12 protein-coding genes and 1 pseudogene are annotated in these 19482 nt (G+C 61.2%); 8 read left to right on the top strand and 5 right to left on the bottom strand.

From position 1 onward, the window contains the following. Positions 1-1442 precede the first annotated feature (1442 nt). Entirely contained in the window at positions 1443-4955 is a 3513-nt protein-coding gene (locus tag HWY30_RS37910; protein WP_090811446.1) for a pyruvate carboxylase, read from the top strand. A gap of 86 nt (positions 4956-5041) precedes the next feature. Here the strand turns inward: HWY30_RS37910 and HWY30_RS37905 are convergent, their stop codons facing one another. Next, positions 5042-5293, bottom strand: a complete 252-nt coding sequence (locus HWY30_RS37905) for a hypothetical protein (protein WP_090811444.1) — start codon at positions 5291-5293, stop codon at positions 5042-5044. A 477-nt stretch (positions 5294-5770) separates the two neighbouring features. On the opposite strand from HWY30_RS37905, the gene HWY30_RS37900 reads away from it, so the two are divergent. From HWY30_RS37900 to HWY30_RS37890, 3 genes are read left to right on the top strand one after another with little or no spacing between them, the layout of a single operon-like run. Next, positions 5771-8686, top strand: coding sequence for a molybdopterin oxidoreductase family protein (locus HWY30_RS37900; RefSeq protein WP_090811442.1), 2916 nt, complete (start codon positions 5771-5773; stop codon positions 8684-8686). 13 nt (positions 8687-8699) lie between these two features. Continuing rightward, positions 8700-9566, top strand: coding sequence for a 4Fe-4S dicluster domain-containing protein (locus HWY30_RS37895; RefSeq protein ID WP_090811441.1), 867 nt, complete (start codon positions 8700-8702; stop codon positions 9564-9566). Next, positions 9567-10517 carry a dimethyl sulfoxide reductase anchor subunit family protein gene (locus HWY30_RS37890; protein WP_090811439.1) on the top strand — a complete coding sequence of 317 codons (951 nt, stop codon included), beginning with the start codon at positions 9567-9569 and terminating at the stop codon, positions 10515-10517. Positions 10518-10701: 184 nt separating this feature from the next. Here HWY30_RS37890 and HWY30_RS37885 read toward each other — a convergent pair whose 3' ends face one another. Then, complete coding sequence (locus HWY30_RS37885; RefSeq protein WP_244145161.1) at positions 10702-12375, bottom strand: methyl-accepting chemotaxis protein; 1674 nt, start codon at positions 12373-12375, stop codon at positions 10702-10704. 77 nt (positions 12376-12452) lie between these two features. Then, the gene (locus HWY30_RS37880) at positions 12453-13454 is read right to left on the bottom strand and encodes an AraC family transcriptional regulator (protein ID WP_090811435.1); all 1002 of its coding nucleotides are present in this window, start codon (positions 13452-13454) and stop codon (positions 12453-12455) included. Positions 13455-13615: 161 nt separating this feature from the next. On the opposite strand from HWY30_RS37880, the gene HWY30_RS37875 reads away from it, so the two are divergent. Next, positions 13616-14023: a carboxymuconolactone decarboxylase family protein gene (locus tag HWY30_RS37875; RefSeq protein ID WP_090811936.1), complete on the top strand. Its 408-nt coding sequence runs from the start codon at positions 13616-13618 to the stop codon at positions 14021-14023. A gap of 271 nt (positions 14024-14294) precedes the next feature. Here the strand turns inward: HWY30_RS37875 and HWY30_RS37870 are convergent. Beyond that, positions 14295-15146 (bottom strand): annotated as a pseudogene (locus HWY30_RS37870) (3-hydroxybutyryl-CoA dehydrogenase). A gap of 14 nt (positions 15147-15160) precedes the next feature. Then, positions 15161-16348 carry a beta-ketothiolase BktB gene (gene bktB, locus HWY30_RS37865; RefSeq protein ID WP_090811433.1) on the bottom strand — a complete coding sequence of 396 codons (1188 nt, stop codon included), beginning with the start codon at positions 16346-16348 and terminating at the stop codon, positions 15161-15163. A 735-nt stretch (positions 16349-17083) separates the two neighbouring features. On the opposite strand from bktB, the gene HWY30_RS37860 reads away from it, so the two are divergent. The 3 genes from HWY30_RS37860 to HWY30_RS37850 all read left to right on the top strand — a co-directional run bounded on the left by HWY30_RS37860 (position 17084) and on the right by HWY30_RS37850 (position 19244). Next, entirely contained in the window at positions 17084-17428 is a 345-nt protein-coding gene (locus HWY30_RS37860) for a transposase (RefSeq protein WP_090811431.1), read from the top strand. A gap of 246 nt (positions 17429-17674) precedes the next feature. Next, positions 17675-17971, top strand: coding sequence for a DUF6900 domain-containing protein (locus HWY30_RS37855; RefSeq protein ID WP_176079021.1), 297 nt, complete (start codon positions 17675-17677; stop codon positions 17969-17971). A 685-nt stretch (positions 17972-18656) separates the two neighbouring features. Further along, positions 18657-19244 (top strand): H-NS histone family protein, encoded by a 588-nt coding sequence (locus HWY30_RS37850; protein WP_143037306.1) that lies wholly within the window; start codon positions 18657-18659, stop codon positions 19242-19244. Positions 19245-19482: the final 238 nt, after the last annotated feature.

The raw sequence follows: 19482 nt of genomic DNA, 5'->3' as shown, positions 1-19482 counted from the left end.
TGGCGCCGCGGGCTGATAGGCTGGAGGGTCTGACTCATGGCTCTGCTCCCGTTGAATGACGAGGCGGATTGCCTCGCCGATCAACATGAAAACAGAGTCGGTTTCCCTTCCGTTACCACTACCCAAAGCCGTAGCCCATTACCGCGCGAGCGGTTTAGTCCACCGGCCAAGAGGCGTCATTCGCCCCGACCGGTAACCGGACACATAGCAGTGGCATGTGCCCGCTAAGCGACCATTCAACCGCCGGACACGCACCTTGCTTTCTCGGCCTGCCGGCACCGTGGTTGGCGCGACTTAGGTCAACGGCGTCATGGGTTAGGTCGTCCCGCAACAACTTCGCGGATGTATCGCATCAGTACGAGATGACATGGGCGGCCGTGACGCGCTCGTACGGCAAACTGCCCGCGCTGCTCAAGCGCCTGCGTGAGCGGCTCAGGCAACTTCCCAATGAGAAACGGTCCGGGCGCAGTTGCGCTCGAACCGTCAAATCCCGACCGTTTCGTTATACCGTTCGAGTCCTTAAAAGAGACCTTAACTGAACGGCATTACGCCGTGCAGCGAGTTTTTTCGCGCCTTGCGGGACGCGGGATGGGCCGCGGCAGAGTCATGGGGGCCATCCGTCGGCCCCGGCTTACATAAAGTTGATAAAGCAACTAGCCATTGGATCTCTCTCGCCACAATCGTCGTCGTTGCGCGACAGAAGTAAGGAAGTCTTTCGAAGCAATGCGGCGTGCACAAGTGAAACCTGATCATTCAATGTTGAAACCGGCAGGTTGATCCGTTTTTGGAAAACGTCGATAAATCAATGGCATTTCAATCGAAGGACAGCTTGGTCCGTTCCTTGCTCCTATGGCGAGGATTCGCGCGCGGGTAAGTTGGCGAGCGTTCGAGGGCGCGCCGACCGGATCCTTCCTCATGGACAGGTCGGGCGTGCATGCCATCAATTTCAGAGGGTAAGGATCAGAATGAACCACGGAGCAAACGGGAGACAACCGCTACACGCCGAGCATGATGTGAAAGAGCGGATGCAAGTCGGCCGCTCGCACGACGAGAGTCGCAAGGTTGCCTCTCACCCCGTCTCGAACTGGGCGTGGGCGACGGCACACGGTCACTACGACTGGATGGATTCGCACGTGCCGTTTGCCAGTCTTGACTGAGCCGGGGCGTAATTACGGCTTGTCCTGGCTGGATCGGTCCCTGCGTCGGGACCAACGTAGATCTCACAACATTTGAACTGCCCGGTCGCCCCGCTCTGTTCCGGGCGACGGAATCTGCGTGCCTATGGAGGTTTCCGGCGAACGCGGTCCTGTCCAGGGGCTAGCCTTCGATGAGTACCTTCAGGCGCTTTTCCTTCAGCCGCCTCTGACGGCTGGCGCAACTGCTGTCCGTTTGCGACGCCTGGTTCGCCAGGCGTCGCGACCCCATACGAGTCCCTGCCTATCATGAACTACCTTCCGATCAAATCCCTGTTGATCGCCAACCGCTCCGAGATCGCGATCCGTGTGATGCGGGCGGCCGCTGAGATGGACATCCGTACGGTGGCCATCTATTCGAAGGAAGACCGACTCGCCCTTCATCGTTTCAAGGCTGATGAGAGCTACCTGGTGGGTGAGGGCAAAAAGCCGCTCGCGGCCTACCTCGATATTGACGACATCCTGCGGATAGCGAGGCAAGCGAAGGTCGACGCCATTCATCCGGGTTACGGTTTCCTCTCGGAGAATCCCGATTTTGCGCTGGCTGTGATCGACGCCGGCATACGCTGGTGCGGCCCCTCCCCGGAAGTCATGCGCGTGCTCGGCAACAAGGTGGCGGCGCGTAACGCGGCGATCGCTGCCGGCGTGCCGGTGATGCCCGCGACGGACCCTTTGCCACGCGATCTCGACGAATGCAAACGTCTTGCGGCGGGAGTGGGCTACCCGCTGATGCTCAAGGCAAGCTGGGGCGGTGGCGGGCGAGGCATGCGGGTGCTGGAAAGCGAGCAGGATCTCGAGACAGCGCTTGCCGCGGCCCGAAGGGAAGCGCTCGCTGCATTCGGCAACGACGAAGTGTATGTGGAAAAGCTGGTGCGCAACGCACGCCATGTCGAGGTGCAGGTGCTCGGAGACACGCACGGTAACCTCGTGCATCTCTACGAACGCGACTGTACGGTGCAGCGGCGCAACCAGAAAGTCGTGGAGCGGGCACCCGCGCCCTATCTCGATCAGGCAGGTCGCGCCGGGCTGTGCGAATCGGCGCTAAGCCTGATGCGGGCGGTCGGCTACACGCATGCCGGCACGGTGGAGTTCCTGATGGATGCGGACTCGGGCAAGTTCTACTTCATCGAAGTCAACCCGCGCATCCAGGTGGAGCACACGGTCACCGAGATGATCACCGGAGTCGACATCGTCAAGGCGCAGATTCGCGTTTCCGAAGGCGGCAGGATCGGCCTCGCCGAAGACACGCTGGATCACGATGGTGCTATCAGCAAACGTTCCGCCGGAGTACCGGTTCAGGCGGAGATTCCGCTGAACGGGCATGCGCTTCAATGCCGGATCACAACCGAGGACCCCGACAATGGCTTTCTGCCCGACTATGGGCGGCTGACCGCTTACCGCAGCGCGGCAGGCTTCGGCGTGCGGCTGGACGCCGGCACTGCGTATGGTGGCGCGGTGATCACGCCGTACTACAATTCGCTGTTGGTCAAGGTCACCACGTGGGCGCCGACGGCCGCCGAATCGATCCGGCGGATGGACCGCGCGCTGCGCGAATTCCGCATTCGCGGTGTCGCGTCGAATCTGCAGTTCCTCGAGAACGTCATCAATCATCCGGCCTTTGGACGAGGCGATGTCACCACGCGCTTCCTCGACCTGACGCCCGAACTGCTCGCCTTCACGAAACGTCGTGACCGTGCGACCAAGTTGCTGCGTTACCTCGGGGAGGTGAGCGTCAACGGGCATCCGGAAATGAGCGGCCGTGCACTGCCTGCGTTGCCGCTGTCGAGGCCGGTGATCCCCGCAGTGGACACGCCAGGCCCAATGCCCGCGGGCACGCGAGACCGCCTGCGCGAACTTGGAGCCGAAAGGTTCGCGCGCTGGATGCTGGACCAGAAGCAGGTACTGCTGACCGACACGACGATGCGCGATGCGCACCAGTCGCTGTTCGCCACGCGCATGCGTACCGGCGACATGCTGCCGATCGCGCCGTTCTATGCCCGCGAGCTTGCGCAGCTCTTCTCGATGGAGTGCTGGGGCGGCGCGACGTTTGACGTCGCGCTGCGCTTCCTCAAGGAAGACCCGTGGGAACGCCTCGCGCAGTTGCGTGAACGGGTGCCCAACATCCTGTTCCAGATGCTGCTGCGTGGTTCGAACGCAGTAGGCTATACGAACTACGCGGACAATGTCGTGAGCTTCTTTGTCCGCCAGGCGGCGAGTGCCGGCGTCGACCTGTTCCGGGTCTTCGATTCGTTGAACTGGGTGCGCAACATGCGTGTGGCCATCGATGCGGTGGGTGAGAGCGGGGCACTGTGTGAAGGAGCGATCTGCTACACGGGCGATCTGTTCGACTCGTCCCGCTCGAAGTATGACCTGAAGTATTACGTCGGCATCGCACGGGAACTCCAGCGCGCCGGCGTGCACATTCTCGGCATCAAGGACATGGCGGGCATCTGCCGTCCACAGGCTGCCGCCACGCTCGTGAAGGCGCTCAAGGAAGAGACCGGTTTGCCTGTTCACTTCCATACGCACGACACCAGCGGTATTTCGGCCGCTTCGGCACTCGCCGCGATCAATGCCGGCTGCGATGCAGTCGACGGCGCGCTCGATGCGATGAGCGGCCTCACTTCGCAACCGAACCTCTCGAGCATTGCCGCTGCGCTGGCAGGCAGCGAGCGCGATCCCGGGCTCAGTCTCGATCGGTTGCACGAAGCGTCGATGTACTGGGAAGGTGTGCGTCGCTACTACGCGCCGTTCGAATCGGAGATCAGGGCCGGCACGGCGGACGTTTACCGTCACGAGATGCCGGGGGGCCAGTACACGAACCTGCGTGAACAGGCTCGCTCGCTCGGGATCGAACATCGCTGGACGGAGGTGTCGCGCGCCTACGCGGACGTCAACCGGATCTTCGGCGATATCGTCAAGGTGACGCCGACCTCGAAGGTGGTCGGCGACATGGCACTGATGATGGTGGCCAACGATCTGAGCGCGACTGACGTGTGCGATCCGGCGAAGGATATCGCTTTCCCCGAATCGGTCGTGTCGCTGTTCAAAGGGGAGCTCGGCTTCCCGCCCGACGGCTTTCCGGCGGAGTTGTCGAGTAAGGTCTTGCGGGGCAATCCGCCCGCGCCATATCGGCCCGGCGATCAGCTTCAGCCAGTCGATCTGGACGTGGCGCGCGCGCAAGGCGAGGCTGCCTGCGAACACCCGCTCGATGACAGACAGCTCGCTTCGTACCTGATGTATCCGAAGCAGACGGCCGACTACCACGCACACCTGCGCGCGTACGGCGACACCTCCGTGTTGCCCACGCCGGCGTTCCTGTACGGCCTGCAGCCGCAGGAAGAAGTCGCGGTGGATATCGACCCGGGCAAGACACTGCTCGTGTCGCTGCAGGGACAGCACGCCGATGTCGACGAGAGCATGGTCAAGGTCCAGTTCGAATTGAACGGGCAGTCACGCACGGCCGTCATCGAGCAGCGCAGTACCGTGCTGGCGGGGCCGGCGCGTACGAGCCGGCCGGTTGCCGATCCAGCCAATCCACGGCATATCGCAGCGCCCATGCCGGGTTCGATTGTGACCGTCTCGGTTCAACCCGGGCAGCGCGTCTCAGCCGGTAGCACGCTGGTCGCCCTGGAGGCGATGAAGATGGAGACGCACATCGCGGCCGAACGTGACTGCGGAATCGTTGCGGTGCACGTACTGCCGGGTGAGCGCGTAGCTGCGAAGGATCTGCTCATCGAGGTAAAAGCGGCGAGCGATTGAAGTAGCGAACATCTCATCTGAGGTGGGGTAGGCCTGCTCGGGCATAGAACAAGTCTATGCAGAAAGCCCAGGCGAGTCGCCCCGCTTTATTGGATGTCGACGCGAGCGTTGCCCGGGGGCTCGACGCTCTTCATCCCGTGCTCATATGCGAGGCGCGCGTCCTTGTCGCCATGGAAGCGTTCATCGAACTTGACCTGAGAGTCCTCGTTTCCCATGCCGGCCGACTGGCCGAGGTAATAGGCCGCCTGGATCGCGACATCGCGATCGGGATAGGCCACGTAGTGGTAGCCCGCAGCACTGGTTGTCAGTACGCCGGCAATGAGCAGGATCAAACCCATTATTGACTCTTCGTTGTGATCGATCTTTCCCACATTCGATTGATCACGCTTGGCGGCAGCAGATTTCGGCGACGAGGTCCGTGTTTTCCGAGGTGATGGCCACGGTGACGGCGATGCGTCCAATCGCCGGAGTCGACGTTTGACCAAGGGCGTCTGAAAAGCGTGGAGCCGGAAATATTTGGCCCAAGGCGGCAGGAAGCCGGCGTAACCCGGATCGCGGCCAGATCGAAAGGCCCGGCCCCAGGATAGAGAAATGGAATTTTTAGGGGAAATAGCTGATGGCGCAACTAGGTACAACCCGAGGTTTCCCGGTCCGCGCACAGCGGCCGTGCGTCGATGCGACGTGGAACTATCGGCTTATCATATAGAAGATATCACAACTACAAAGTTGTGATATCTACCACTTGCGCTTACCATACAGGGTTGACCGGACCGCGTTGAACGTTTGTCCGGACACGCCAACGAATGGAGGCTCGGATGGAGCAAGGCGCCCGCCAGCAAGACGAAAAGCTCGATGTCAAAACCACGACCTGTTACATGTGTGCGTGCCGCTGTGGCATCCGCGTCCACATGCGCGACGGGGAGGTGCGCTACATCGACGGCAACCCGGAACACCCGTTGAACCAGGGGGTCATCTGCGCCAAGGGTTCGTCGGGGATCATGAAGCAGTATTCACCGGCGCGCCTGACGCAACCGCTGATGCGAAAGCCCGGCGCGGAGCGGGGCACCGCGCAGTTCGAGCCCGTCTCGTGGGAGGTGGCGCTCGATATGATCGAGAGGCGCCTTGCGCATCTGCGCGCGACCGACCCGAAGAAGTTCGCCCTTTTTACCGGACGCGACCAGATGCAGGCGCTCACGGGCCTGTTCGCGAAGCAATTCGGCACGCCCAACTACGCGGCCCACGGCGGCTTCTGCTCGGCGAACATGGCTGCGGGCATGATCTACACGATCGGCGGTTCGTTCTGGGAGTTCGGCGGCCCGGACCTCGATCACGCGAAACTGTTCATCATGATCGGAACGGCCGAGGACCACCACTCGAATCCGCTCAAGATCGCCCTCTCGAAGTTCAAGCGCGCAGGCGGCCGCTTCATCGCGATCAATCCGATCCGCACGGGCTATGCGGCAATTGCCGACGAGTGGGTGCCGATTCGTCCCGGTACGGATGGGGCGCTGTTCATGGCGCTGATCCACGAAATGATAAGGACCGACTCGTTCGACCATGAATTCGTCAAGCGATACACCAACGCCGGCGAGTTGCTCGATATGCGGGCCGACAGTGATTCTTTTGGGCTGTTCGTCAAGGATCCGTCGGCGCCCGAAGTCAACCCGCTGTATCCGCAGAACCATATGTGGTGGGATGTTCATACCCAGCAGGCGGTCGTCCACCATGCCCCCGGTGCAGAGCCGGCGCTTGACGGGCACTATGCGTTGCCCGACGGCAGTCCGGTCTCACCGTCCTTCTCGATGCTGCGCAAGCGTGTCGCGTACACGACGCCTGAGTGGGCGGAGGGCATTACCGGTATCCCGGCAGAGACGATCCGGCGCATTGCGCGCGAAATGGCGCAGACCGCGCGCGACCACAAGATCACGCTGCCCATTCCGTGGACCGATTCGTGGGGCGTGAAGCACGAAACCGTGACGGGCAATCCGGTCGCGTTCCATGCAATGCGTGGGCTCGCCGCGCACTCGAACGGCTTCCAGTCGATCCGCGCGCTGGCCGTGCTGATGTCGTTGCTCGGCACCATCGACCGGCCCGGTGGCTTTCGCCACAAGTCACCGTATCCGCGCGCGGTACCGCCGTCGGCGAAACCGCCCAACAGCCCGAACGACGTCAAGCCGAATACCCCGCTTCCTGCCGGGCCGCTCGGCTGGCCCGCTGCACCCGGCGACCTTTTCATCGACGAGGCGGGCGAGCCGGTTCGCATCGACAAGGCCTTCTCGTGGGAATACCCGCTCGCCGTGCATGGCCTGATGCACAACGTCATCACGAACGCATGGCGCGGCGACCCGTACCCGATCGACACGCTGCTGATCTTCATGGCCAACATGGCCTGGAACTCGTCGATGAACACCAGCGAGGTCCGCAAGATGCTGGTCGACCGCAGGCCTGACGGGCAGTACAAGATCCCGTTCCTGGTCGTGTGTGACGCGTTCCAGTCGGAGATGACGGCCTTCGCCGATCTGATCCTGCCGGACACGACCTACCTCGAGCGGCACGACGCGATGTCCATGCTTGACCGGCCGATTTCGGAGTTCGACGGTCCGGTGGATTCCGTGCGTGTGCCCGTGCTTGCGCCAACCGGAGAGTGCCGGCCGTTCCAGGAGGTGCTCGTCGAACTGGCGAGCCGGCTGAAGCTGCCTGCGTTCACAACAGCCGACGGCAACCGCAAGTTCAAGGACTATCCGGACTTCATCGTCAACTTCCAGACCGCGCCGGATTCGGGTGTCGGCTTCCTGATCGGCTGGCGCGGCAAGGATGGCGACAAGGCGCTCGTGGGTGAGCCCAATCCCAGGCAGTGGGAGGAGTACGCGAAGAACAACTGCGTCTTCCACTACACGCTGCCCGAAGAAATGCAGTACATGCGCAACGTCAACGGGCCGTACATGAAGTTCGCGGTCGAAAAGGGGTTCCGCAAGTTCGGCGAGCCGATCATCATTCAGCTCTATTCGGATGTGATGCAGAAATTCCGCCTTGCCGCGCAAGGCAGGACGGCGGGGCGGCAGCCGCCCGAACACCTGCGCGCTCGTGTCGAAAACTATTTCGATCCGCTGCCGTTCTGGTACGCACCGCTCGAGCTTGGCGCCACCGACCTTGAGCGTTATCCGCTCGCCGCGGTGACGCAACGCCCCATGGCGATGTACCACTCGTGGGACTCGCAGAACGCGTGGCTACGACAGATCCATGGCGAAAACTATCTCTACATGAATCCGCGCATGGCGCAGGAAAACGGTATCGAGGACGGCGGCTGGATTTACGTCGAATCCCAATGGGGCAAGGTCCGGTGCATGGCGCGCTACAGCGAGGCTGTCGAGCCGGGGACGGTGTGGACATGGAATGCGATTGGCAAGGCGGCGGGCGCGTGGAATCTCGGGCCCGATGCCAATGAGTCGCAACGGGGTTTTCTGCTGAACCACCTGATCACCGAAGAACTGCCTGACGGGGACAGCGAGCGGCGCTTCTCGAACTCCGACCCGATCACGGGACAGGCCGCGTGGTACGACGTGCGCGTGCGCGTCTATCCCGCCGAGGCGGACGCCGACCACACGCTGCCGCAGTTCAAGCCGATGCAGCCGCTGCCGGGTTCCACTGGACCGGTGGCGAAGGTTCAGGCGTATTTCGCGGGCAGCGGCAAGTTCGCGGAGCGTCTGCGCAATTCGGTGAAGCGAAAGTAAGGAGGACCCTGATATGACGCAAATGGCGCTGGTGATTGACCTGAACGTCTGTGTGGGATGCCACGCATGCGTGACGAGCTGCAAGGAGTGGAACACCTCCGGGCAGGCGGGGAGCCTCTCGGATGTGCGTCCGTACGACGCCGATCCGTCCGGCACCTTCTTCAACCGGGTGCAGACCTACGAAGCGGGCGAGTTTCCGAATGCCGACACGATCCACTTCCCGAAGTCGTGCCTTCACTGTGAAGACCCGCCGTGCGTACCGGTGTGCCCGACCGGGGCGAGCTTCAAGCGCAAGGAAGACGGGCTCGTGCTGGTCGACTATGACAAGTGCATCGGCTGCAAGTACTGCTCGTGGGCCTGCCCGTACGGCGCGCGCGAGCTCGACGAGGAGCGCAAGGAGATGACGAAGTGCACGCTGTGCGCGGACCGCATCTACAACGAGGCATTGCCCGAGCGCGATCGCAAGCCGGCATGCGTGCTGGCTTGCCCGACCTCCGCGCGCATCTTCGGTGATATTCACGATCCCGAGTCTGACGCCTCGAAGGCGATCGAGGCGCGCGGCGGCTACCAGCTGATGCCGGAGTGGGGGACGAAGCCGTCCAACCACTACCTGCCCCGTCAGAAGACCGCAAGCAGTTGCGGCAGCGGCTCGTGCGGATGCAAGAGCGAGGAGTCCGCGAGCTCACCTGCTGACGCGATCGAATACGGTGAGCCCATCAACCTCGTTGACTTTGCGATTCAGCGCGGCACACCCGCGATGGCGCGCGAGAAGGCGCTCGGGAAACAGATGGACTCGGGCAAGCTGAACCTGGCTGCGCTTGCTACGCGAGTGAAGTCGGTGTTTGCGCGCGTGCGGCCCGCAGCGACGCAGGAGTTTTGAATGAGACCAGCATTTTCCGTAGTTTTTCTGACCACGCTTTCCGGTGCCGGGCAGGGGCTGCTCATCGCGCTGTTCGGCGTCGAGTTGTTCATGCGGATGCATCCGGAATCGTCGGCGCTGTTCCATGTGCCGCAGCAGTTCTACGTCTGCGGCACCGGCCTTGCGCTCGTGCTCGGCGTTCTGGGGCTGGTCGCTGCGTTCTTCCATCTGGGTCATCCGGAACGTGCGTGGCGTGCAGTCGCCATGTGGCGCACGTCGTGGCTTTCGCGCGAGTGCCTGGCGCTGCCCGTGTTTCTCGCGGCCACGTTCCTGTACGGTCTGGCGCACTGGCTGGACACGCCCTGGTCGATCACGATCGGTGCGATTGCAGTTCTTGCGAGCGTAGCCCTTTTCGTGTGCACCGCCATGATCTATCAGTGCCTGCGCTTCCTTCAGGAATGGGCGACGCCGCTCACGCTGGTCAATTTCGTACTGCTCGGCTGTGCATCGGGCCTTACGATTGCCACCGCCTGTGCTGCACGGCTGGCACCTGACATCGTGCCGGCTTTGGCGGTCGCGACTTGTGTCCTGACGGTGGCGGGTTGCGTGAGCCGTGTCGCCTCACTGGCGCGCAATGAGCGCTTGCATCCACGTTCGACGCTGCAAAGCGCGACGGGCATCAAGGCCGAGAAGCTCACACAGATTTCGCGCGGCTTTACGGCAAGCGCCTTTAATCTGCGCGAGTTCTTTCACGGCCAGACCGATGCAACGATGTGCTGGGTAAAGTGGGGCTTCCTCGCGAGTGCATTTCTAATGCCCCTCGGGCTGCTCGCGCAAGCGTTGCATCCGATGTCCGCGAAGCTGCTCCTTGATGCGTGCGTGATTCAGTACGTTGGCCTTCTTGCCGAGCGCTGGTTCTTCTTTGCTCAGGCTCGTCATCCGCAAAACCTGTACTACCAGCGCGCGGCGTGATCGCTATATCGGCGGCGGCCTCGGTGGCTTCCGCTTGAGAGAACGCGTTTCTCACGCGGTACACCGCGACGCCGACTCCTGCCAGTTCACCTATTTTCTCGCGGCACTCGCCCGGCTGGTTGCCGGGCAAGTCCTTGCCGCCGCTAACAGGAGTCTTCCCATAGGCAGAACATTTAGCTTACATCTACACAGCGCGAGCCTCCGCTTGTCGCGCCGCGGGCCGTCCGGTCGCGATCTTTGCCGGCGCCGGCGCTGTGGTTGCTCCCCCGGCACGGGATCGCAACAACAGCGCGTTGGTCTCGGCGCGCAATAGCGTGAAGACGCAAAGCGTCTCGACCAGTCTGTCGCTTTGCGAATTCAACCTCTCAGCCGCTGAGGTGTTTTCTTGCACCAGCGCAGCATTCTCCTGCGTCACGTCGTCGAGTTGCTCGACCGCCTGACTCACCTGCCCGATGGCTGCCGACTGCTCGAACGACGCGGTCGCGATCTGACCGACCAGATCCGTCATCGCCTCCACCTGCGACACGATATCTTCAATCGTCTCGCCTGCCGAATCGACCAGCCGCGCGCCTTCGTCGATCTGACCCACGCTATCGGCGATCAGCGCCTTGATCTCCGTGGCCGCCTGCGCACTGCGTTGCGCGAGCACCCTGACCTCGCCCGCGACCACCGCAAAACTGCGTCCTGCCTCGCCCGCACGGGCCGCTTCGACTGCCGCATTCAGGGCGAGAATATTGGTCTGGAAGGCGATGCCGTCGATGACGGACACAATGTCGCCAATCCTTCTGCTCGCTTCCGTGATTTCCTTCATGGTAGATATCACGTCGCCCACCACCTTCCCACCCGCCTGCGCGGTGTCCCGGGTCCGTGCCGCCAGTTCGCTAGCCTGCCGCGCGGTCTCCGCGTTGTTTCTGACGGTGGCGTTGACCTCTTCCATCGAGGCCGCAGTCTGCTCGAGGCTGGCCGCCTGCGTCTCAGTGCGCGACGAGAGATCGAGCGTGCCCGATGCAATCCCTGCCGTCGCCTGCTGCATCGCGTGCACGCCGTCGCGTACGTCCATGATGGTGGCCCGCATGTTGATGCTCACCCGGTTCAGTGTCCGCACAACATCGCCAATCTCATCGCTACGCGGGCTGCCGAACTCGGCGCTCAGATCACCCGCGGAGATCTCTGTTGCAAACTGGACCACTTCTCGCAAAGGCGCAACGATGGCGTGCAACAGATAGGCACCCACCGCGACGGTGGCCGCCAGTAGCCCCCACAAGGCCGCCCAGAATGACAGGGAAGTCACCTCGCCATTCAGCGCGAGCAGCGCTGCGGTTTCGATCAATCCCAAAGCAGTGACCGCGCCCCAGACGTGCCGTCTGAGACCGAGCGCGCGAATGTTGCTAATCGCTCTTCCCAGAAGGCTCAGGCGCGCGAGGCGCCCCTGCTTCCACCCGAATTTCTGCCGACCGGACCTTACTACGCGATACTGCGCCTCGGTCTTGCTGATCTCCTCAGCGGAGGCCTTCTCAAGCACCAGCAAGAAGCCGATATGCTGGCCGTGCGAGAGCAGCGGCGACGCATTCATACGGCTCCAGTAATCCACTCCATTCCTGCAGGAAACGTTGACGACGCCCGTCCAGGGCTTACCACTACGCAGTGCGGAAGCGAAGTCCACCACGACTTGCAATGGTACGTCTTTGAGCCGCTCTGCTGGCGGCATTGTCTGGAGTTCCTGGTTCGTGTACCCAGTCACGCGTTGATAGGCCGAATTGGCGTAGACGACACGAGACTGTACATCGATACAGATCACCATCAATTCTGAACCGAGAGTTTCACTAGCCCTCATTGGATTGCCGGGTCCGCCAACCATGCTGCTCCTCCTTGTTTTGTTGTTAAGTAATTCAACTAAATGGTTGACTCTGCGCAATGCGAGTCCTGGGCATGATATTACCGCGCTTTGGTCTCGCGAAATTCAGTGGGGGAGCAGCCGAACTTCATCCTGAACCAACGCGTAAAGGCGCTCGGCTCGGAAAAGCCAAGCAGGCCCGATATTTCCGACAGCGGACGTTCTCGACGCTCCAGGTATCTCAGCACGAGTTCCCCCCGTACGGCATCGAGGATCGACAGGTAGCTCACGCCTTCCTTTACCAGATGGCGGTGCATGGTTCGACGGCTCATGCCGAGCTGGCGCGCGATAGTGTCGTTCGAACTGCGCCCGGACGGCAGGAAGAGAAACACCAGCTTGCGGACCTCATCCGACAGTGGTACATCAGACTCCGTATCCACACTGCCGAGATATCGCCGGACATATCGGCCCATCACCGGGTCGGCGGACGGAAGAGGCAGGTCGAGGTCACGGACGTCACATACGATGCCCGAAAACGGCTGGCCAAACTTGACTCCGCTCCCCAGGACGCGAGCATGAATAGCACGACTGCGGGGTGCTTCGTGAGTAAAGCAGATCGTCTTCGGTTGCCAGTCGTCACCGAGGAAGAAGCGCAGCAGGCGCACCATGACGGCGACGGCCAGTTCGGTCACCTGCCGTACCGGCACGACCGCGCCGCTCAGCAGTTCCTCACGGATGATTGCGACGTCACCTTCTTCCTCGATCGCGATGAACAGTGCTTCGTTATGAAGATGGCGAAAGCGCGCGGCAGCGTTAAGCGCGTGGCGCAGTGTGGGCTCGTCGCGCACGTAGAGCGCAAGCGGGCCCAGATTGGATGCGCGCCGCGTCTGAGCCATGGTCAGCCCGAACGCTTCAATGCCGCTTCGCAGCGCGGAGAGTTCGAGCAGCAACGCGACCCGGTCGGCCGGAATCTTGAGGTCGGACTCGGTAAGGCTGGCAGCAGGCAGCCCCACTTCTGCCATCAGGCGATATGGGTCGAGTCCTGCCGCGCGCGCGGTTTCAGCGTACTGCGTCAGGCTGGCGCTGCGAACGAGTTTCGGCATCGGGGTCTTCCCGGGGTGGCCCAAAAGGATAAGCAAGTGACCCACAATGTCAAGCGACGCAGAGGGCTGCTCCATAGACTGGAGGTCATAGCGTGACACGGAAGCGGTGCAGGCAGGGGCTTCGTGCGACACGTGTTGATCCCGTACAGGAGAGTATGTCGATGAAATTCAACGAAGCAACAGCCACACCGGTTTGTGATGCCCTGCGCGCGACCGGCAACTGGAATCCGAACTGGGAACCTTTTGCGGAACTCGATGCCGCATGGACAGAGAAATTCATGGCCATGGCGATGGCTCCGATCACCTCGGGCGTGCTTGATGCGAAGACAGTCGAGTTTCTCGCTATCGCCGTTGATGCGTCGTGCACTCACATGTATGGACCCGGGGTGCGACGTCATATCCGCAGGGCACTGGAACTTGGCGCGACCCGGGAGGAGATCACGGCTGTCTTGCAGTACGTGTCCGTCCTTGGTATCCATTCGATGAGTCTTGCTGCTCCCATCCTGATTGAGGAGGCCGCTGCGCACGAGCAAAGCCTAGTCGGCAAGGTGGGTGCGTGCAACAAGTGAATGCCTGCTCATAGCGATCCAGTGTGTCGGAACAGGCCTGCAATCCTCGTGGTTGCAGGCCGTTTTCTGTGCACCCACTGAAGCGCAACTGCACGAAGGCGACCGAATCTGGGGACCACTCGGTTGAGACTTGCTCAACGGAATGGTCTTGGGGGAAGAGGCTGCCCGGGCAAGCGGACGAGTGGCAGTGGGGGCGCTAATTGGTGTGTTGCCGGAGATAACGGCTGGTTGTAATTTCAACTTCTGGCTTTGCGAAAACCGGCGAGTGTGGTTACCCGTAGCTGTAGACACCGTGGCCGGTCTTTCGACCGAGGCGACGACCGCAACCAGTTCGCGCAACAGCGGGCAGGCATGGTACTTCGGATCGCCGAAGTTTTTCAGGAACACGTCCAGCACCGACAGAACGACATCGAGGCCAACGAGGTCGGCCAGCGCGAGCGGGCCGATCGGGTGATTGGCCCCAAGCTTCATGCCGGCGTCGATTTCGTCGGGGGTGGCGACGCCTTCGGGCCAGCACGAAGAAGGCTTCATTGATCATCGGCACGAGAATCCGGTTGACCACGAACCCAGGTGAGTTCTTGACTCCGATGGGCGTTTTGTCAAACCGTACGGTCAACTCGCGGATTGCCTCGGCGACCGCTTGGCTCGTGCGCACGCCACGGATAATCTCGACGAGCGGCATCATCGGCACCGGATTGAAGAAGTGCATGCCGATAAACCGCGACGGATCAGCGAGTGTCGCGCCAAGCGCCGTGATCGCGATCGACGAGGTATTCGACGCGATGATGGCGTCGGGTCGAGCCACGGCTTCGATCTGCTTGAGTATGCGGACCTTTAAATCGTTGTTTTCGGTGGCGGCTTCGATCACAAGGTCGACGTCGACGAGCCGCTGATAGTCGGTCGATGTCTCGATCCGGGCGAGGGAGGCCGCGCGTGCGTCCGCGTCCAGCTTCCCCTTCGAGACCAACCGTTCGAGGCTGCTGATCAGGGTCGCCACGCCCTTGGACAGGGCCGCTTCGGTCACGTCGATCATGACCACGTTCAGGCCGACCACGGCAGCGGTTTGGGCGATGCCATTGCCCATCGCGCCCGCGCCGACGATGCCTACACGTCCGATTTTCATCTGCAGGAATTCACTTACTGGATGTTTTTGAAGATGGCCGCGATGCCCTGACCGCCTCCAATACACATCGTGACGAGCGCGTAACGGCCTGCCGTGCGCTTCAGTTCATACAGCGCCTTGACGGTGATCAGTGCGCCCGTCGCGCCGATTGGGTGTCCGAGCGAGATTCCTGATCCATTAGGGTTGACCTTGGCAGGGTCGAGCTGCAACTCCTGCGTGACGGCGCAAGCCTGCGCAGCAAATGCCTCGTTCGCTTCGATGACGTCAATGTCGCCGATCTGCAAGCCCGCACGGTCGAGCGCGATCCGGGTTGCCGGCACGGGGCCAATGCCCATGTAGCGCGGATCGACACCTGCGTGTGCGTAAGACACCAGTCGTGCCATCGGCTTGATGCCGCGCCGCTCGGCGACTTGCCGGTCCATCATCAGGACGGCGGCCGCGGCGTCGTTGATACCCGATGCGTTACCGGCCGTGACGGTGCCGTTTTCCTTCTTGAAGACAGTGTGCATGGCAGCGAGTTCGGCCGGGTCGATTTCTGTGCGCACGTGCTCATCGGTATCGAACACGACTTCCTTGCCCTTGACCTTGCGCTTGATCGCGAGGATCTGTTCCTTGAACCGGCCCTCAGCGATCGCGTGCGCCGCGCGACGGTGCGATTCCAGGGCCAGTGCGTCCTGCTGCTCGCGCGTGATGCAGAACTTCTGCGCCACGTTTTCAGCGGTGACGCCCATGTGGACCGTTTCGAACGGGTCGTTTAGTGCGCCAAGCACCATGTCGATCAGTCGACTGTCACCCATGCGGGAGCCGAATCGCGCGTCCGTGGAGATATAGGGCGCGCGGCTCATGTTCTCGGCGCCGCCACCGATGGCTACTTCGGCGTCGCCGAGAAGGATCGTTTGTGCTGCGGAGATAATCGCCTGCAGGCCGGAACCGCACAGGCGATTCACGGTGAGGGCAGGGGTTGATTCGGCGATCCCACCGTTAATGGCAGCGACCCGCGAGAGATAGAGATCCTTGGGTTCGGTCGGGATGACATTGCCGAAAACGACGTGTCCAACCTGGTCACCGGCAACCCCCGCACGCGCGAGGACTTCGCGCACAACGAGCGCTCCGAGTTCGGTCGTCGGAATGTCTTTCAGGCTACCGCCAAATTTACCGATGGCGGTACGCACACCGCTGACAACTACTACTTCTCTTTCCATTACAAAACTCCCTGAATGTTGGTGTCCAAGAGACCTGCGTGGTTGGTCCGCTCTGGCGAGGATATCGTGGGAATATCGAATCCGAGTGATATAGCAACGATATGCGCCTTGAGCACGGCGGCGCGGCATCCCAAAGAAGATGGGGTGACGGCGATGCTGGGGAATAGCGGAAATCAACGGCTGCTCGGCTGATTATGCTACAGCTTGGGGACTCGGTGTCCCGTTGTAAGACAGAAAGGAGAAAGTGCGGTGTCTCGCCCAGATTCCATGGGGACTCCTAGCTTGAAGGAGATAAATCAACGAATAAGGTTGTGATAGTAATCTGAAAGGATGGATCGGACACACAGGTTCTCCAGATTTCGGAAAATTGCCGTTAAAGTTGAAGCGGTAAGTATGAGTTCGTATGACCGACGCAGCTCTGCAAGGTAAATGCGATGCGCAATCCCTCGCGTGGCTATGTCAACTCCCGCACGTCGACTGCTGTACTGACCGCGGTATTCTGCGTTTCGCTATTTCACTTATCTGGACCGGCATAGGTTTGATGCTGCATGGGGTGCTCAAGTTTGTTGCCACTTCACCCGATGATGATGTCGGGGTGCTGCTATGTCGTTACGTAGCATTCGCAGGGTCGCTCGGCCGGGCGCGGCGCCGGAGATAGTTTCGCTAAAGGAGTGAACAAGATGGCGGTTGAAGATTTGACAGACGACGAGTGGGCGCTAATCGAGCAGCTGTTCTATGAGGAACCGGCGCAGAGCGCACCAAGGACGACGCATCGAAGCTCGCGCGGTAGTCAACGCCGTGTTATGGCTGCTGTCGACGGGCAAGAGCTGCAACGCGTTGCCGGGCCGCTACCCCTCGTCGCCGACTTGCCGTCGCCGTTTCGACCAATGGCGGGCCGATGGCACGCTCGCTGAAGTGATCAAGCGGCTTGGCGAAAGCGGCCGCGACATCTCGCTCGACCGCGCCGGTGCAATGACGCTCAAGTGGCCGGCTCAGCCTCAGCGGCCTGGCCAGAACCGTACGCGCGGCGCGTTCCGGGCCAGTCCGGCGTCCTGGCGAGCGCCGGTCAAGACGCCCTGACGCGGCAATCCTTCCGCTAGACCGGTCCGCCTCGCAACTCGAAGGAGGCCAGGCGCGCCAGGCTTTTGAGCCGATTATCTCCCGTATCGTTTCCACTTATATTGTTGTCGTATCCTCCAATACATTGATAATTCAACATGTTAAGTGACTACTGAATCCAGATGCGACGGAACGTCGCTCTCGCGTTTGTGCCACGCATATAAACTTACAGATGGTAAGGCAAGAGGCACAACACAGGAGGTCATCGTGGTTGAAAGAGTTGGCAACGAAGTTCACTGGGATCCGCTAATAGCAATCGCCAGCGAGGAACTCGGGATTAACTATCTAACGGAGTCAGGCAAAGTCACGACAGACATTCGGCTCGTCCGGATATCGAGTCTTGCTAAGGCCCTTGAGCGCGCCTACGACTTTGGCTTGTTGATGGGCCACAGCGTCAGTCGGGCCGAACATGTGAAGACGAAGCGGTCCAAATTGACTTGTCGCGCGGAACAGGATTGGGTGCGGGCCGCGGCTAACGACATTCTCAGCACCTATTTGAGTTAATGCCGAAAGCAGGAGGTAATGATGGGCGGCAGAATCATAACTGGGAAAAAACTGGTGGATATCCGGATGCTGCGGGTCTCGGGCGTTGCTAACGCCGCTGGAGCAGGCCTACCAGACGGGGCTCTTCGCTGGTTATAGCGTAAAAGGGTCCGAGGGAGCATAAACGGGGGGTACTGGTCTCCAACCTGAAGCTGATCCAGCCTGCAAGTGAGTTATGCCGTCATTCTTTTTCATTGAAACCAGGTTATGAACGCATCCAGAAACGATGATAAAACAACGATATGCATAGATTTTGTAGACGTTCGCCGCTGTCCAATTATAGGTGTGTAAAAATCGGGCGACGTGTAAGACGTATTACCGGTCCTGCAGGATGGTGCAGGTCAAACAATATCATCGGCATTAGGCTCGGCGGACGAGCGACAGCATCAGCAACGCGGGGACGCCTGGTTGCGACGTCGAAAGTCCGGTCGACTCCGAAAGCTCTGGCCAATACACCGGTGCACGCTCCCTCCCGAGCGGGTGTCGACCACTATTCGAATCTCACGCAACTCAACGATCTCGTCGGCAGCCCTGCCGCGTAATCTCGCCCCGCTCTCGAAAGCTTCTCCAGGCGTAGCCCATGGTGCGCCGACTCCGCGGCGGAGACTTATAATTCCGCCACATAAAGCCAACGAGGAGTAGCGCCATGGCAAAAAGGTCTTACGAAGAGATTCAGGCACAGATTCTGGAATTGCAACAGGAAGCACAGGAAGCGCGCATTGATGAGCGCAATGACGCCATCAAGAGAATTCTCGCGGAGATGGCGCGTTTCGACATTACGGCCGACGAGCTACGCGGCCCGGTCCCAGCCGGACGCGTAGGTACGCTGGCAAAGAATGGTGGCGTGGCAAAAGGTGCCCAAAAGGAGGCGTCGGTCGCGACTAGCGCCTCCGACGAGTCTCCAGCCGTCAGAATGCTCCAGGACGCCGGCATCGATTTCCGACGCAAGTCGCCGACACCGGTTGCCCCACCAGCCCAGGGAAAGCTGGCGCCCAAATATTTTGATCCCAAGACCGGTGCTACCTGGAGCGGCGTTGCGCGGCCGCCGGCCTGGATCAAGGATGCAAAAGACCGCTCAGTGTTTCTCATCGAGAAGGGCGAAACCCTCGTTACGCACTCGAAGCCCGCCAAAAAAGCCGCAACCAGGGCGGCTCGCAGAGCTCCCGAGAAGATCGCGTCGCGAAAGGTCGCAGCAAAGGGCAGCAGCAAAGCAAAAGGTACCGCGTCGCGCTAGGTTGCTGGTCGCCTCCCTTCCCGGAGGCCGCGGCCCTCTCCGGTTGATTGGAAGCGTACTTTGCTGGCGATCGTACCCGTCGTCCCCGCACCGCACACGATGTCCCGCCCGAGTGCGCGTAAATTCGTCCGGTTTCCTCGTAAGCGGTCCATCTTCGACGTCTATCGGCTGGCGGCATGAGCGAGGAGCATTGGTGTCCACCTACGTGGAGGTGGACACCTATGGCTGGCAATGACTC

Origin of the sequence: Paraburkholderia tuberum STM678 (assembly GCF_902833905.1) — a bacterium.
Lineage (GTDB): Bacteria > Pseudomonadota > Gammaproteobacteria > Burkholderiales > Burkholderiaceae > Paraburkholderia > Paraburkholderia tuberum.
Note: the sequence above shows the minus strand (reverse complement) of the source record. Positions and strands in the feature narration are given on the sequence as shown.

Bases quoted from the DNA above. Each gene is read 5' to 3' on its own strand.
- HWY30_RS37910 (WP_090811446.1), top strand. From the start codon at position 1,443: ATGAACTACCTTCCGATCAAATCCCTGTTGATCGCCAACCGCTCCGAG.
- HWY30_RS37905 (WP_090811444.1), bottom strand. From the start codon at position 5,293: ATGGGTTTGATCCTGCTCATTGCCGGCGTACTGACAACCAGTGCTGCG.
- HWY30_RS37900 (WP_090811442.1), top strand. From the start codon at position 5,771: ATGGAGCAAGGCGCCCGCCAGCAAGACGAAAAGCTCGATGTCAAAACC.
- HWY30_RS37895 (WP_090811441.1), top strand. From the start codon at position 8,700: ATGACGCAAATGGCGCTGGTGATTGACCTGAACGTCTGTGTGGGATGC.
- HWY30_RS37890 (WP_090811439.1), top strand. From the start codon at position 9,567: ATGAGACCAGCATTTTCCGTAGTTTTTCTGACCACGCTTTCCGGTGCC.
- HWY30_RS37885 (WP_244145161.1), bottom strand. From the start codon at position 12,375: ATGGTTGGCGGACCCGGCAATCCAATGAGGGCTAGTGAAACTCTCGGT.
- HWY30_RS37880 (WP_090811435.1), bottom strand. From the start codon at position 13,454: ATGCCGAAACTCGTTCGCAGCGCCAGCCTGACGCAGTACGCTGAAACC.
- HWY30_RS37875 (WP_090811936.1), top strand. From the start codon at position 13,616: ATGAAATTCAACGAAGCAACAGCCACACCGGTTTGTGATGCCCTGCGC.
- bktB (WP_090811433.1), bottom strand. From the start codon at position 16,348: ATGGAAAGAGAAGTAGTAGTTGTCAGCGGTGTGCGTACCGCCATCGGT.
- HWY30_RS37860 (WP_090811431.1), top strand. From the start codon at position 17,084: ATGAGGAACCGGCGCAGAGCGCACCAAGGACGACGCATCGAAGCTCGC.
- HWY30_RS37850 (WP_143037306.1), top strand. From the start codon at position 18,657: ATGGCAAAAAGGTCTTACGAAGAGATTCAGGCACAGATTCTGGAATTG.